Origin of the sequence: Mesorhizobium sp. Root102, assembly GCF_001425625.1 — a bacterium.
Lineage (GTDB): Bacteria > Pseudomonadota > Alphaproteobacteria > Rhizobiales > Rhizobiaceae > Mesorhizobium.
This window is the reverse complement of record NZ_LMCP01000047.1, coordinates 227,920-242,052: the sequence shown is the minus strand read 5'-3', so window position 1 is coordinate 242,052 and position 14,133 is coordinate 227,920. Positions and strand designations below refer to the sequence as shown.

The 14,133-nt window shown below is 63.3% G+C and carries 14 protein-coding genes; 4 read left to right on the top strand and 10 right to left on the bottom strand.

The window, feature by feature from the left end:
* Positions 1-222: 222 nt before the first annotated feature.
* Positions 223-1,389 carry an ATP-grasp domain-containing protein gene (locus ASD12_RS30950; protein ID WP_056595852.1) on the top strand — a complete coding sequence of 389 codons (1,167 nt, stop codon included), beginning with the start codon at positions 223-225 and terminating at the stop codon, positions 1,387-1,389.
* Positions 1,390-1,393: 4 nt separating this feature from the next.
* Positions 1,394-2,170: an esterase family protein gene (locus tag ASD12_RS30945; protein ID WP_056595849.1), complete on the top strand. Its 777-nt coding sequence runs from the start codon at positions 1,394-1,396 to the stop codon at positions 2,168-2,170.
* A 320-nt stretch (positions 2,171-2,490) separates the two neighbouring features.
* On the opposite strand, the gene ASD12_RS30940 is transcribed toward ASD12_RS30945, so the two are convergent.
* The 6 genes from ASD12_RS30940 to ASD12_RS30915 all read right to left on the bottom strand — a co-directional run bounded on the left by ASD12_RS30940 (position 2,491) and on the right by ASD12_RS30915 (position 6,127).
* Positions 2,491-3,591 (bottom strand): AbrB family transcriptional regulator, encoded by a 1,101-nt coding sequence (locus tag ASD12_RS30940; protein ID WP_056595844.1) that lies wholly within the window; start codon positions 3,589-3,591, stop codon positions 2,491-2,493.
* A gap of 95 nt (positions 3,592-3,686) precedes the next feature.
* On the bottom strand, positions 3,687-4,073 hold the full coding sequence (locus tag ASD12_RS30935; RefSeq protein WP_056595841.1) for a type II toxin-antitoxin system VapC family toxin: 387 nt from the start codon (positions 4,071-4,073) through the stop codon (positions 3,687-3,689).
* Positions 4,070-4,315, bottom strand: coding sequence for a type II toxin-antitoxin system prevent-host-death family antitoxin (locus ASD12_RS30930; protein WP_056595839.1), 246 nt, complete (start codon positions 4,313-4,315; stop codon positions 4,070-4,072). Before ASD12_RS30930 ends, ASD12_RS30935 begins: the two co-directional genes overlap by 4 nt.
* A gap of 161 nt (positions 4,316-4,476) precedes the next feature.
* Complete coding sequence (locus tag ASD12_RS30925) at positions 4,477-4,785, bottom strand: putative quinol monooxygenase (protein ID WP_056595835.1); 309 nt, start codon at positions 4,783-4,785, stop codon at positions 4,477-4,479.
* Positions 4,786-4,847: 62 nt separating this feature from the next.
* Complete coding sequence (locus ASD12_RS30920; RefSeq protein WP_056595832.1) at positions 4,848-5,627, bottom strand: SDR family oxidoreductase; 780 nt, start codon at positions 5,625-5,627, stop codon at positions 4,848-4,850.
* A 62-nt stretch (positions 5,628-5,689) separates the two neighbouring features.
* A complete protein-coding gene (locus ASD12_RS30915) occupies positions 5,690-6,127 on the bottom strand; it encodes a DsrE family protein (protein WP_056595829.1) in 438 nt (145 codons plus the stop codon).
* Positions 6,128-6,229: 102 nt separating this feature from the next.
* Here ASD12_RS30915 and ASD12_RS30910 point away from each other — a divergent pair, with 102 nt between their 5' ends.
* On the top strand, positions 6,230-7,333 hold the full coding sequence (locus ASD12_RS30910; RefSeq protein WP_056595827.1) for a hypothetical protein: 1,104 nt from the start codon (positions 6,230-6,232) through the stop codon (positions 7,331-7,333).
* Positions 7,334-7,489: 156 nt separating this feature from the next.
* On the opposite strand, the gene ASD12_RS30905 is transcribed toward ASD12_RS30910, so the two are convergent.
* Positions 7,490-8,437, bottom strand: coding sequence for a cation diffusion facilitator family transporter (locus ASD12_RS30905; protein WP_056595824.1), 948 nt, complete (start codon positions 8,435-8,437; stop codon positions 7,490-7,492).
* A gap of 5 nt (positions 8,438-8,442) precedes the next feature.
* Positions 8,443-10,632, bottom strand: a complete 2,190-nt coding sequence (locus ASD12_RS30900; RefSeq protein WP_056595820.1) for an anthranilate synthase — start codon at positions 10,630-10,632, stop codon at positions 8,443-8,445.
* 317 nt (positions 10,633-10,949) lie between these two features.
* Here ASD12_RS30900 and ASD12_RS30895 point away from each other — a divergent pair, with 317 nt between their 5' ends.
* Positions 10,950-11,720, top strand: coding sequence for an isocitrate lyase/phosphoenolpyruvate mutase family protein (locus tag ASD12_RS30895; RefSeq protein WP_056595817.1), 771 nt, complete (start codon positions 10,950-10,952; stop codon positions 11,718-11,720).
* 7 nt (positions 11,721-11,727) lie between these two features.
* Here the strand turns inward: ASD12_RS30895 and ASD12_RS30890 are convergent, their stop codons facing one another.
* Together ASD12_RS30890 and ASD12_RS30885 are read right to left on the bottom strand one after the other, a co-directional pair.
* Complete coding sequence (locus tag ASD12_RS30890) at positions 11,728-12,783, bottom strand: succinylglutamate desuccinylase/aspartoacylase family protein (protein ID WP_056595814.1); 1,056 nt, start codon at positions 12,781-12,783, stop codon at positions 11,728-11,730.
* A gap of 84 nt (positions 12,784-12,867) precedes the next feature.
* Entirely contained in the window at positions 12,868-14,046 is a 1,179-nt protein-coding gene (locus tag ASD12_RS30885; protein WP_056595811.1) for an MFS transporter, read from the bottom strand.
* Positions 14,047-14,133 lie beyond the last annotated feature (87 nt).

The following is a 14,133-nucleotide window of genomic DNA, read 5'->3' as shown; positions in this document are numbered from 1 at the left end:
GTCTCGCCGGAAAAACCGGTCGGACGGGAAGCGTTGGTGGCGCGCGTGTTCATGGCGGTTCTCATACAGGAGCGGCTTGTGAGAGGCAAGTGGGGCCCCCCATGGGTGTCGTGGTCTGTCGAATATTATCCCGAACGTGCGTGCTCTTCCCCAGGCGCGGCAAATGCGCCAGACTTGGGCATCGACGGGTTGCGATGTCCGTCGCCGGGAGGGGGGTCATCCATGAATTTCGTGTTCTTCTCGCCGCATTTTCCCGCCAATGGCGCGGATTTCTGCGACCGTTTGAAGAAGGCCGGAGCCAGGGTGCTTGGCATCGGCGACGCACCCTATGACGCGCTCGACGCCAAGCTGAAAGCAGCCCTTTCGGAATATTACCGCGTCGCCGACATGGAGGACTACGATCCGGTGTTTCGGGCGATGGGGCATTTCATCCACAAATGGGGCCGTATCGACCGCTTTGAATCGCTCAACGAGCACTGGCTGGAGCTGGAAGCCAACATCCGCACCGACTTCAACATCTACGGCACCAAGCTTGATTTCGTGAAGAATCTGAAGCGCAAGAGCCGCATGCGCGCCTTCTTCCGCAAGAGCGGCGTCGACACCATCGCACAGCGCAAATGCTCCGACCGCGCTGGGGCCATGACCTTCATCCGCCGCGTCGGCTATCCCGTGGTGGTGAAGCCGGATTCAGGCTCCGGCGCCTCGAACACCTTCAAGATCTCCAGCGCCAAGGAGCTCGACCAGTTCTTCAAGGACAAGCCCGAGGACGTGACCTTCGTCATGGAGCAGTTCATCCAGGGGCTGGTGGTGACGTTTGACGGCCTGGTCAACCGTGACGGCGAGGTGGTGCTGGCCGCCAGCCACCGCTACGACCAGAGCGTGATGGAGGTGGTCAACAAGGACCGCCACATGAGCTACACCTGCTTTCCCAGGATCAGCCCGGCGGTCGAGGAGGCCGGCCGCAAGATCCTGAAGGCGTTCGACGTGCGCGAGCGCTTCTTCCACATCGAGTTGTTCGAGACCAAGGACGACCGTGTCATCGCGCTGGAGGTCAACATGCGCCCGCCCGGCGCCTGGATGACCGATGCCATCAACTACACCTTCGACATCGACGTCTATGCTGCATGGGCCGACATGGTGGTCAGGGATGCCGCCGGCGGCCCTTACGAGGGCAAGTATTTTACCGCCTACGCCAGCCGCAAGCGGCGCCTTCGCTATTTGCACAGCCATGAGGAGGTGCTAGCGGCGCACCGCGACAAGATCGTCCACCATCAGGCCATCGAAGAGGTTTTCAGCCGCGCCATGGGAAATTACGCCTATCAGATGCGCTCGAAGGACGAAGCGGCACTGCGCGAGGCGGTCGCCTATATCCACGCGGAAAAGGCGTGAGGCGATGGACATCTCCTATCACAAGAACTTCGCCCGCAAGCTCGGCCGCGACATGGAATACAAGCGCTACGGCCATGCCGGCCGGCCGGTGGTGGTGTTCCCGACTTCTCAGGGCCGGTTCTACCAGTTCGAGGATTCCGGCGGAGTGGGCGCCCTTGCCGAATTCATCGACACCGGCCGCATCCAGCTGTTCACGGTCGACGGCGTCGATTCGGAGTCCTTCTTCGACAAGCATGCCGACGCCGCCCGCCGCATCGCCCGGCACGAGGCCTATTTCCGCTATGTGCGCGAGGAGGCACTACCGGAATTCCTGTCGACAGCAGAGCAAGCCAATGGCGGCCGCAAGCTGAAGCCGCTGTTCTCAGGCTGTTCGATGGGCGGCTACCATTCGTCGAACTTCGTCTTCCGCTTTCCGGAACTGGCCAGCGGCGTCATCGCGCTGTCGGGCGTTTATTCGGCCCGCGACTTTTTCGGCAGGGCGCTTGAAGGCGACATCTTCTACAACTCGCCGCTCGACTATCTACCCGGCATCGTCGATCCAAAACTGCTTGCCCGGCTGAAGGCGCTCAGGCTGATCTTCTGCTGCGGGCAGGGCGCCTGGGAAGAGCGGATGCTGGTCGAAACGCGCCAGCTGGAACAGATCCTGCGCGACAAATCCATTCCCGCCTGGGTCGACTATTGGGGCGGCGATGTCAGCCACGACTGGCCGTGGTGGCACAAGCAACTGGTCTATTTCTTCGGCCGCTGGCTGGATGAGGACCTGATGCACAGGCTTGACTGATGACCACGCCTGATCCAATCCGCCGTTTCGTCGAGGCCACCAATGCCGGCGACGCTGTCCTCGGCATGTGCAGCGCCGGATTGGCCGAGCATCGCCGCGCCGCCCAGCAATGATATCCCCAGGCGCCATGTCGCCGGGCTTGTTCGCATCAACTCGTCTCCACTGTCTCATGCCTGATTGCGTCTCCGCGCTCTCAAATATGAGCGTGCGAATCAAGTATTTTCTGCGACCACTGCACAGACTGTGGGGTGCTGTCACACAGCAGCAACGCCAGTCAGGATTGCGCCGACCAGATTGCGAGTCTGCGCAGGCAGCTATGGCTATTGCCTGACGCTTCTCGCCACCAGCCGCGCGACGCTCGGGCCAATCAGCAGCACGATCAGGAAGCGGGCCGATTGCAGCGCCATGACGAAGGAGATGTCGACGTTCTGCGCGGCGGCGGCGATGATGGCGATGCTGTCCATGCCGCCGGGGCTGGTCGCCAGATAGGCGGTCAGCGGGTCGATGCCCAAGAGATGGCTGATCATGAAGGCAAGGCCGCCGCAAAGGGCGATCAGCGCCACGATCGAGGCGATGATCTGCGGCAAGGCACGCGTCGCATGGCGCAGGATCGCCCTTGTGAAGTTCAGGCCGATCGACCAGCCGACCATGGCGTAGCTGACGGCCAGCAGCCATTGCGGCAATTGCATTTCCACGCCCAAGCCGAGATGGACAACGGTGCCGAAGACGAAGGTGCCGAGGAAGAAGGGCGAGGGCAGCCTCAGCAGCTTCCCCAGCAGGCCGCCGACAAGCGCGATGCCGATGGTGGCGGCGAAGGCTTGGCGGTCGATCGGCGGAAACCAGATGATGGCGGGGATTTCAACGCCCGAGGTGTCTACCCACATCTTGGCAACGAGTGCCGCCGTCATCGAGACGAGGATGACGCGCAGATATTGCATGAAGGCGACGAGACGCTGATCGGCACCGAACGCACCGGCCATCAGCACCATGGCGGTGGCCGCACCCGGCGAGGAGCCCCAGACGGCGGTGGTGCCGGGCAGGATGCGCCAGCGGCTGATCAGCCAGCCGAGCAGGCTGGAGGCGGTGACGGTCGCCACCACGACGCCGAGAAACAGCGGCCATTCCTGGGTGAAGACCGGAAAGATGTCGGCCGAGATCGAGCTGGCGACGAGGCAGCCGACGATCGCCTGTGCGGCGCCGAACAGAAGGCGCGGCACGCGCACCGTGGCGCCATTGGTGCCGGCGACGATGGCCGCCAGCATCGGCCCGATCAGCAGCGCCGCCGGCAGGGCCGCGAGTTCCAGCGCGCCGGCAAACAGCAGGGAGACGATCAGCAGGGCCAGCCATTGCCAGAGCTTGCGCATCCGCGCCATGCGTTCGATGGCCGGTTGGTCTGGTGGCTGCTCGGCCGAGGAATCCATGTTTCGGTCTTAGACTTTAAGCGAGACGATGCGAACCCCCGCTTTGCCGAAAAGGAAGCTGTGTGACGCGCGAGGTCGCGCAGTTTACCAAGGTGTTAGAGCTTTCGGATAGGACCAGGATAACGGGCGACAAGATCGTCCATCGTCAGCAAGGCAATCCCTTCCACGGTTGCCTGGGCGATTAGGATTCGATCGAAGGGATCCTTGTGGATCGCCGGAAGTCCGTCGATGGCGAGGGCATGTTCACTGGTGATCGGCAAGTCGTGATAGCCATTGTCGAATAGGCCTCGCCGGAGCAAACGGGGGTCGACTTGGAAATCATCCCGTCCAAGTCCTCGTTTGATTGCGATCTCCCAAAGGCTGGCAGGACTGAACAGCAATTCGTTCTCTGGGTTCTCAATCTCGGCGAGAGCCGCAAGTGGTAGCCGATCCGGTTCGCCAGCCGCGCACAGCAGCAAATGGGTGTCGAGTAACAGTTTCAAGTGTTGACACCGAACAGCTGTTCAATCTCCTCGCCGCCCATGCGGTCGAAATCGTCGGGAACGGAAAACTGGCCGGCCATAAAACCGACCCTTCGCGCCTGCGACGAGGCCGGCTGATCGATAGGCACGACTTTGACCAATGGTTTGCCCGCCTTGGCGATGATGAACGGCTCACCTTTGGCAGCTCGGTCAACGAGACGTGAAAGATTGGTCTTCGCGTTGTGGATGTTGACGGTCTGCATCGCAGGTTGCTCCAGATGGACTTAGTCCACAGAACTTAGTCCATTTTCAGAGAATTACAAGTGGTGCGCAATGAGCTGGCGACACCGCGGTCGAGATTGTCTACCTGTCGATATTGTACCGACGTGCGAACCGCGCCTCGGCATCAAGCCGTCCGTGCGCATCAGCCGGTCTTGGCGCCGGCCAGGCCGAAGCCGCCGGCAGGATGGGTCTCGACCTGGAATTCAAAGCCGGCGACGAACGGCCGTGCCTTGGCGATCGCCGCCTGGACTTCGGGAAGCTGCAGCGACGTCTTGTGGCTTTCGGCGTCGGTCCAAACTTCGGTGACCCAGATCGCATCGGCATCCGCGGGGTCGCGGGCGATGATGTAGCTCAGGCAGCCCGGCATGGCGCCGGTGCTGCTCAGCAGCACATCCATGACCGCGTCGCGCTGGCCGCGTGCCGCCCGCATCTTGCCGATCAGTCCGTACATTCTGTTGTCTCCCTCTGAGGTTTCGACAAGAACATGCAGATCGCCAGTATGCCGATAGCCGCTCAAGGCATCAACTGGCCGCCATTCACCTCGATAACCTGGCCGGTGATGTAGCCGCTCAGAAGATCGGAAGAGAGGAACAGATAGGCGCCGACGCAATCCTCAGCCGTACCGGCGCGTCCCTGCGGAATGGTGGCGACCATGCCCTTCATCTGCTCGTCGGTCGAATAGCGCTCGTGGAACGGGGTGAGAATGGTGCCGGGCGCCACCGCGTTGACGCGGATGCCGAAGCCGATCAGCTCCTTGGCCATGCCGCGCGTCACATTGGAGACGAAGGCCTTGGCCGAGCCGTAAAGCCCGGCTCCGCCGCCCCCACCATTGCGCGCGGCGATCGACGAGGTGTTGACGATGAAGCCGCCCTGTTTCTTCAGCCACGGGATCGCCTTGCGCGAGGCGGTCAGCACCGAACGGGCGTTGAGGTCCATCACCGCGTCGTAATGCGCTTCGGTCTGCTCGGCATAGGGGATGCGGCCGAGCATGCCGCCGGCATTGTTGACCAGCCCGTCGAGGCGGCCGAAATACTGCGCGCCGTCCTCGACGACGCGTTCGACATCGGCGGCAACGGAGAAATCGCCCTGGACGAGAAACACCTCGCCGCCCTTGTCGGCGATCGTCATGCCGAGCTTCTCTGCGGCGGCTTGACTCGAATTATAGTGCAGCGCCACCTTGCATTTCTGCGCTGCATAGGCCAGCGCGAGCGCCGCCCCGATGCCGGTCGACGCACCGGTGACTAGCACTGCCTTGCCGGCAAGATCGGGTATGCTGAGTGGGGTGGCTGGCACGGTTCTTCCTCCGGGATTTCTGCCTGTCCTTCGTAGGCCTTTGCCACCCCGGTGTTCAAGCCTCAGGGGCGCAGATAGGCGTAACCCTGGCCTTGCAGTTCGGCGAGCTTGACGACGCCGCCCTTGTCGGCGGCATGGAAACCGGCGAGCAGGTCGGCGAGCGTAATGTCCATGCCTTGCATGGTGTTGGCGCAGGCATGGGATGCCAGCCCCTGCTGCACCAGGCCGGCGAAACGCCCGGAAATCGCGGCCGATATGCCTTTCGACTTGAAGCTGGCCAAGGCCGGGCCATGCACGACCAGCACGATGTCGACATTGCCGCCGGTGCCGTCATAGTGGTTCTTGATGTTGCCGAGCACGAAATTGACCTTGTCGACATCGCTCAAGTGATAGGCGACCTTTTGCCTGGCAGGCTCTGTCGCCGCGGCCTGCGCCGCCCGCAGGCCAAGAAGCGTTCCGGTTCCGGCAAGAACCGCGCGGAACATATCGCGCCGGCGCATGGCATCCTCCCCCGCTTGGCGGCTCACCGCGAATTGCGTGGCTGCGGCCGCAATACTAGCATAAATTGACGTTACGTCCTGTCGATGCGGAGGAGAGGTCACATGGCGTTCAGGGTAGGGGAATGCAAGGCAGTCGCTGGCGCAGGGTTTGGCGCAGCCCTGCTTGGCGCACTTGCCGGTTCCGCCTTCGCCGACGATGCGCTGAAGCTCATCGAACTCAGCCCGAACGGCGCTGATGCCTGTTTCGGCCGCGTCTATGACGCCACGCACCTCAAGGCGCATCCGAAGCAGAAAGTGGCGCGAATCTTCTTCCTCTATGGGCACGACCCGGTCAGCCGCCCGAACGAGGAGCCGCCGACAAACTCCGACTCGTCCTATAATGGCTTTATCGCCACCACGGTGCGGGGCGCCAAGGCGCCCGAATGGGCCGGCGGCTGGTGCAATCACGGGTCCGAGGACGGCACGTCCGGCCCGATCCGTTGCGGCATGGATTGTGACCGCACCATGGCTTCGCTGAAAGTCGACGACAAGGGCAGGCTGATCGTCACCGATGTGCAGCCCGACCTTTATCTCGATGCCGGGTCGGAAGAGGAGCTTGGTGCGGCGGAATATGACAGGCAAGCGCTCGGCTCGGAGGACGACAATTTCCGCCTCGACCCGATGCCGGCGGCTACCTGCAAGGCGGAGTTCGCGCGCATCGATCCGATCGCCCCTGCACTCGGGGGCCCACTGCGCGAGCGGCTGAAGCCGGACCAGGCCTTCTGCTACGGGCGCGATTATGATGCAGCGCATCTCGGCTCGCACCCCGACCAGCTGACGCAGTCGATCCGGGTCTTCCGCGGATCGGTGGAACTGGCATCCTTCGCCTCGGGCGGCAACGCCGCCAACTGGCCAGACGGCGCCGACATTGCCGTTACCGTCACCACGCGGCAGAAATCGACCAAGGTCACGCAGACCTATTCCTGCCAGGGCGAGGCCGACCAGTGGCGCTGTGCGGCCAGCTCGAAGATGAGCGATTTCTCCTGCGACATCGCGCAGAAGGAGATTTTCCTCAAGCGCGGCGCCAACGGCACGATGATGCTGGCCAATCCCAACAGCGCACTCGCGATCGTCGATCTGTGCTCGAAGGCCGCCGGCGGCAAGACGAAATCCGACGACAAGGTCTATCGGCTGCAGCCGATGCCGCAATCGGCCTGCGCGCCTTGAGGGCTGCCGATATTCAGGTGATGCCGGCCTGCGAACGGCGGCTTCCTGCGCTTCCGGTGCTTACGTACTTTAAGTACGCTCCGCTCCGGTTCTCGGATGCCACCATTCTCGGCTCGGCCTGACCTGAATCTCGACAGCCCTCAGGCTAGCGCAAGACTATGCGAAGGGCACGGCCGTCGTGCCCTTCGGCAGCTTGGCTTCGTCGTCGGGTTCGACATGGATGGTGACGCGCACCGAGGGGATTTCGGCCTTCAGCGCGTCCTCGATGCGATCGCAGATGACGTGGCTGGCGCCGACCGACATGTCGGCGTCGACGACTAGGTGGAACTCGATGAAGGTGGCGCGGCCGGCGATGCGGGTCTTGAGGTCATGAACCTCGAGAGCGCCCTTGCAATTGGCCGAGATGACGTCGCGGATGCGCATGTTTTCTGCCGTGTCGACGGCGCGGTCCATCAGGCCGTTCATCGATGAGCCGATGACATGCCAGCCCTGCCACAGGATGTTCAGCGCCACGAGGACGGCAAGCGCCGGATCGAGAATCTGCCAGCCGGTCAGGATCGCTCCGACTAGGCCGCCGAAGACGCCGATCGAGGTCACCACGTCGGTCATGATGTGGTTGCCGTCGGCGACCAGCGCCGGCGATTTCTCGGCCCTGCCGGCGCGGATCAGTGTCCAGGCCCAGAAGGCATTGATGACCGTGGCAACACCGTTGATGGCAAGGCCGTTCCAAGGCTGTTCGAGGGGTGCCGGCGTCTGCCAGGAGCGCCAGACCTCGTTGAGGATCAGAAGGGCGGCGAGCACGATCAGCACGCCTTCGAGCACGGCCGAGAAGTACTCGGCCTTGTGATGACCGAACGGGTGATCCTGGTCGGCCGGCTTGTAGCTGACCTGGATTGCCCAGAAGGCGGCGACCGAGGCGATGACGTTGACGATCGATTCGAGCGCGTCCGAATAGAGCGCGACAGAGCCGGTGACGTACCAGGCGGCAAGTTTCAGAGCAAGCACGACAAAGGCGACAACGATCGACCAGAAGGCAAGGTTGGCGACCTTGCGCCTCGCGGCCGCCTTGGCGGCGATCGCCATCGTATTCTCGGCTCCAGCCATGGTCGTCAGGCGGCCTTTTCCTTGGCCTTGCGCGGCAGGTGGGCGACGATGTTCTCGATGATGCGCATGCCGGCATTGTGGCCGAGCGTCATGATCGATTCCGGGTGGAACTGGACCGCGGCGATCGGTTCCTTGCGGTGCTCAAAGGCCATGATGACGCCGTCCTCGGTTTCGGCCGTGACGATGAAATCGTCGGGCAGGCGCACCGGATCGGCGAAGATCGAGTGGTAGCGGCCGACGGTGACTTCCTTGGGCAGGCCGGAGAAGATGATGCCCGGCTTGGAGACGCGGATGCGCGACGGCTTGCCGTGCATCGGTATGTGCAACTGCCTCAGTTCGCCGCCATAAGCTTCGGCCAGCGCCTGCAGGCCAAGGCAGACGCCGAAGATAGGCAGGTCGCGGGCGCGCGCCCGTCTGATGGTGGCGGCGCAGTCGAAATCCTTCGGCGTGCCGGGGCCGGGCGACAGCACGACAAGGTCGGGCTTCAGCCGGTCGAACACTTCCTCCGGAACCGGCGTGCGCACGGTCGAGACATTGGCGCCGGTCTGGCGGAAATAATTGGCCAGCGTGTGGACGAAACTGTCCTCGTGGTCGACGAGCAGGATGTTGACGCCGTCGCCGACGGGCGCGGTGGTGCGCTCGGTGCTGGCGGAATTGCCCGTCTTGGCGTCGCGAATGGCGGAGAGCATGGCGGATGCCTTCAGTTCGGTTTCGGCTTCTTCTTCCTCGGGAATGCTGTCGAAGAGCAATGTGGCGCCGGCGCGCACTTCGGCAATGCCGTCCTTGATGCGGATGGTGCGCAAGGTAAGGCCGGTGTTCATGTCACCGTTGAAATTGACCATGCCGATCGCGCCGCCATACCAGGCGCGCGGGCTCTTCTCGTTCTGTTCGATGAAACGCATGGCCCACAGTTTCGGCGCGCCGGTGACGGTGACCGCCCAGGCGTGCGACAGGAAGGCGTCGAAGGCGTCCATGCCTTCGCGCAGGCGGCCTTCGATGTGATCGACCGTGTGGATCAGGCGCGAATACATCTCGATCTGGCGGCGGCCGATGACGCGCACCGAGCCCGGCTCGCAGACCCGCGACTTGTCGTTGCGGTCGACGTCCGAGCACATGGTCAGCTCGGATTCGTCCTTCTTCGAGTTGAGCAGTTTCAGGATCTGCTCGGAGTCCGAAATGGCATCATCGCCGCGCTTGATGGTGCCCGAGATCGGGCAGGTCTCGACGCGGCGGCCGTTGACGCGCACGAACATTTCCGGCGAGGCACCGATCAGATATTCGCCTTCGGCCAGATTGATGAAGAAGGAATAGGGCGAGGGGTTGATGGCCTTCAGCTTGCGCGAAATCTCGGATGGCTGCGTCTCGCAGCGCTCATAGAACATCTGGCCGGGCACGACCTCGAACAGGTCGCCTCGCTTGAAGGAATCCATCGCCTTGCGAACCAGATCGGCATATTCGCCAGGTTCATGGTCCCCGCGCGGCGGGATGCGGTCGGGGCTCTTGAACGGCTCGGAAATTCCGTCGCGCGGCAGCCCCTCGGTCGAAAACCCGTCGCCGGCATAGTCGTAGCGGTCGGTCCAGGCCTTGGCCGAATAGTGGTCGACGACCAGGATCTCGTCGGGCAGGAACAGCACCAGGTCGCGCTGGCTCGGCTTGCGCTCGAGCTTGTAGTCGACCGGGTCGAACTGGAAGGCGAGGTCGTAGCCGAAAGCGCCGTAGAGACCAAGATTGGCGTCTTCCTCGGTCTTGAACAGAGCGGTGATGGCGCGCAGCACGGTAAACACCGAGGGGACGCGGCTGCGCTCCTCTTCGGTGAAGACGCGACCAGGCTTGGCGACGTCGAGGCGGATGAGTTTTTTCGACGTCTCGGCGATGGTGACATCGGCCAGGCTGGCGAGCGCCTTGCCGATGACCGGCAACAGCGCCTCGCCACGGCCGTTCAGCGCCTCGATACGCATGGCGCGGCCACGTGCTGAGATGACCAGCGGCGGATCGATGATGGCGGTGTCCCAGCGCGTGTAGCGGCCGGGATATTCATAGTTGGAGGAAAACACGGCGCCGCGGCGTGAATTCAGGCCGTCGACATAGGAGTCGATCGCGCCAGCATAGGGCCGATCGTGGCGCTCGCGGGTGATGGTGATGCCACCCGCGGTCACGAAACTTTCCGCCCCGTTTTCCAGAACCTTCATCGTCATTGCCGTCTCCATCAGCTTCTTGGGGCAACGGACCCGGGAATGGCTTGAAAAAAAAATGGCCGCCCGGACTTTCCGTTGCGGCCACCCTCTCTTTTCACGCGCACGTGTTCGAACAGGCCGCTGTCAGCAGGCCCACCACCAAATGGTCTTGGTCGAACGCATGTTCATGGCGAAATCCATAGCTGCGAAAAGGAGGATGCGCAACAGGTTTGAAAGTCTGTCCGGTGGCCGCCCCTTCTGCACTTCATGGCACATCGCCAGAGTTGTCAGTCCCGCCTAGATTGTACATTCAACAACAGGAAGACGGGACAACAACCATGACCGAGCAGATCGAGCGCGCACGGACGTTCCATTCCCTTCACGTCAAGGGAAATCCGATCGTTCTCTACAACGCCTGGGATCCGGGCTCGGCCAAGATCGTCGAGAAGGCGGGCGCCAAGGCGATCGCCACCGGAAGCTGGCCGGTTGCGGCCGTGTTCGGCTACGCCGATGGCGAGAAAATCCCGCTGGAGCTGGCGCTCGACAACATCAAGCGCATCGTCGCTGCCGTCGACCTGCCGGTGACCATGGACCTCGAGGGTGGTTACGGCGTCGATCCGGAAATCGTCGCTCGCACGGTAACGTTGGCACTGCGGGCCGGTGCCATTGGTTTCAATTTCGAAGACCAGATTGTTGGTGGCAGCGGCCTGCATGACATTGCTGTCCAGGTAAAACGCATCGAAGCCGCGGCGGCAGCCGTCAAGGCCTCCGGCATACCGGCGTTCATCAACGCTCGAACCGACATCTTCCTCAAGGCGAAACCGGATGCGCATGATGACGTCCTGCTCGACCAGGCCATCGAGCGCGCACAGGCCTTCGAAAAAGCCGGTGCGCACGGCTTCTTTGCGCCGGGTCTTGGCGATGAGGGCCTGATCGAGACGCTCTGCAAGGCAATTGCGTTGCCGGTCAACATCATCGCGCTGGCGCATGTGCCGTCGCGCCGGCGGCTGGCGGAACTGGGTGTCGCCCGAATCAGCCACGGCCCGGTGCCTTACCGGCAGATGGCGGAATGGCTGGAGGCCAAGGCGCGACTGGCGATTTCCGGATAGGCTGGAGTTAGTCCTCCAGCGTCCCTGATCGAGCGTCGGTGCTCTTCTTGTCGCCGACCAGCTTAAGAAGATCCTCGCCGGCGCGGATGATGCGGCGGGAGCGCCGGGTCAGGATGATGCCGTCCTGCGGTGCGAACACTTCGGTGCGGCCATCGGTTTCACCCGGTGCATGGACGATGGTGGCGAGGCGCGCGCCCTTGGCGACGCGGTCGCCGGGCTTCACATCGTAGAGCACAGCACCCGCCCGGGGCGCCGGCATCATGTCGATGTTCTCCAGGGGCGCGACGGTGCCGGTGAAGGGACCCGGCGCGGGTACGGCGCTGTCGGTGATCACACCGCGCGCCACCAGCAGCCGGTAGAGGCCTTCGGCATCAGAGGCGGCCAGGGCGCCGTCGACATCGAGGATGCCGCGATATTCGACCGTGGTGGCGACACGGCGGTCAAGCTTGGCCACGCCATCGGGAACGTTCTGGTAGGGCATGATCGAGGCGCCCTCGAAAGTGCCGTCGGTGTCTTCGCTCCACAGCACGACCGCGTCGACGCCCATGGCGGCGGCGCAATCGGCCATGGCCGGCCACAGGCTGGTGTGGATGTAGAGATAGGCGAGGCCTTCGTCATCGCAGTGCAGGTCGAGCACGATGTCATGGCCGAGCGACAATTGCACCAGCCGGGTCTTGAGCCGCTGGTCAACCGTACCAAGGGTGGTGTCGGGCAACAGGGCTGTGTCGGGGGCGGCGAGCAGCGGAAAGCCGCGGTTGAAATTGGTTCGGGTACCGAGATGAAAGCGGCCCTGATGCTCGCCGAAATGATATTGCGCCCGGCCGATCGGGTTGGCCCAGGGCACGATGGTGAGGTTACCCTTGATACGGCCTTCGGCTTGCGCCTTATCGAGCATCGGCATCAGCGCGTCGATGGCGATGACGCCCGGCAACTCACCGGCATGGAGCGCTGCCTGCAGATAGGCCGAAGGGGCCGCCTTGTCCGCGCCCGCGAAGCGGAACAGCGGGAATTCGTAAGAAACCCCTTCGCTTTGGCCGGCGATGCGCTCGATCGATTTCTGCATGACTTTCTCCTTCAAGAGCGAGAAGACATGCCCATTTGAAGCTGCCGATGTCGATTGGTCCAGCCTCTCGCGATATGGGCGCAGCTATTCCGCGGGAGCCTGAACCGGAATGACCGGCGCGCGCCGGTCCAGCGCCTGCGACAGCACTGCGACGGTGACCGCCAACAGGGCAAGTGCTGCGCCGACCAGCGGCAGACTCGCATAGGAAACGCCGGCGGAAAGGGCCACGCCGCCGATCCAGGCGCCGCTGGCATTGCCGACATTGAAGGCGCCCTGGTTCAGCGTGGCGGCGAGGTTCGGCCCGTCCGAGGCCGCCTCGACGACGCGGATTTGCAGCGGCGGGACGACGACGAAGATCAGCAGACCCCAGAGGAAGACGATGCCGACAGCGACATTCGCGATGGCGCCGAACTGCATGAAACCGACGAATAGGAACGCCATCGAAATCAGCGTGCCGATCACCGTCGGCATCAATTTCCAGTCGGCGAGCCTGCCGCCAATGATGTTGCCGATGGTCATGCCGGCGCCGAACAGCAGCAGCACCCAGGTGACCGCAGAGGTTGACAGGCCGGAGACGTCGGTGAGGTAGGGCTTGATGAAGGTGAAGACGGCAAACAGGCTGGCCGACGCAAGGGCTGCGATCAACATCGCCAGCCACACCTGCAGTTTGCCCAGCACGCGCAGCTCGCCGCGCAGGCCGCCGCTGCTCGGTTCAGCGACATCGGACGGCACCAGCCAGGCGATGGCCGCGACCGAGATCAGGCCGATGCCGACCACGGCGATGAATGTGGAGCGCCAGCCGAAAGCTTCGCCAAGCGCGGTGCCGGCGGGAACGCCCAGGATGTTTGAAAGGGTCAGGCCGGCGAACATCATCGCCATGGCGCTGGCGCGCTTGTTGCGTGGCACCAGGCTCGCGGCAACAACCGAGCCGATGCCGAAGAAGGCGCCGTGGCCGAAGGCGGTGAAGACGCGCGCCGCCATCAAGAGCCAGTAGTTGGGGGCGATGGCGCAGAACAGGTTGCCGACGACGAACAGTGCGGCCAGCCCGACCAGCACCGGCTTGCGCGGCAAATGCGCGGTGGCCATGGCGACAATCGGAGCGCCGAAGACAACGCCGAGCGCATAGGCGGTGACCAGCAAGCCCGCCGAAGGGATTGACACGCCTAGGTCTGCGGCGACCTCGGGCAGCAAGCCCATGATGACGAATTCGGTGGTGCCGATGCAGAAGGACGCAATGGCAAGCGCAAGGATCGGCAAGGGCATGGAGCGTCCAGACTGAATCGGTTCAACTTGAGACTGAACGAAGGAACGGCGCCATACGCAAGCGGCATTGCCGCATTGCAGCGATGC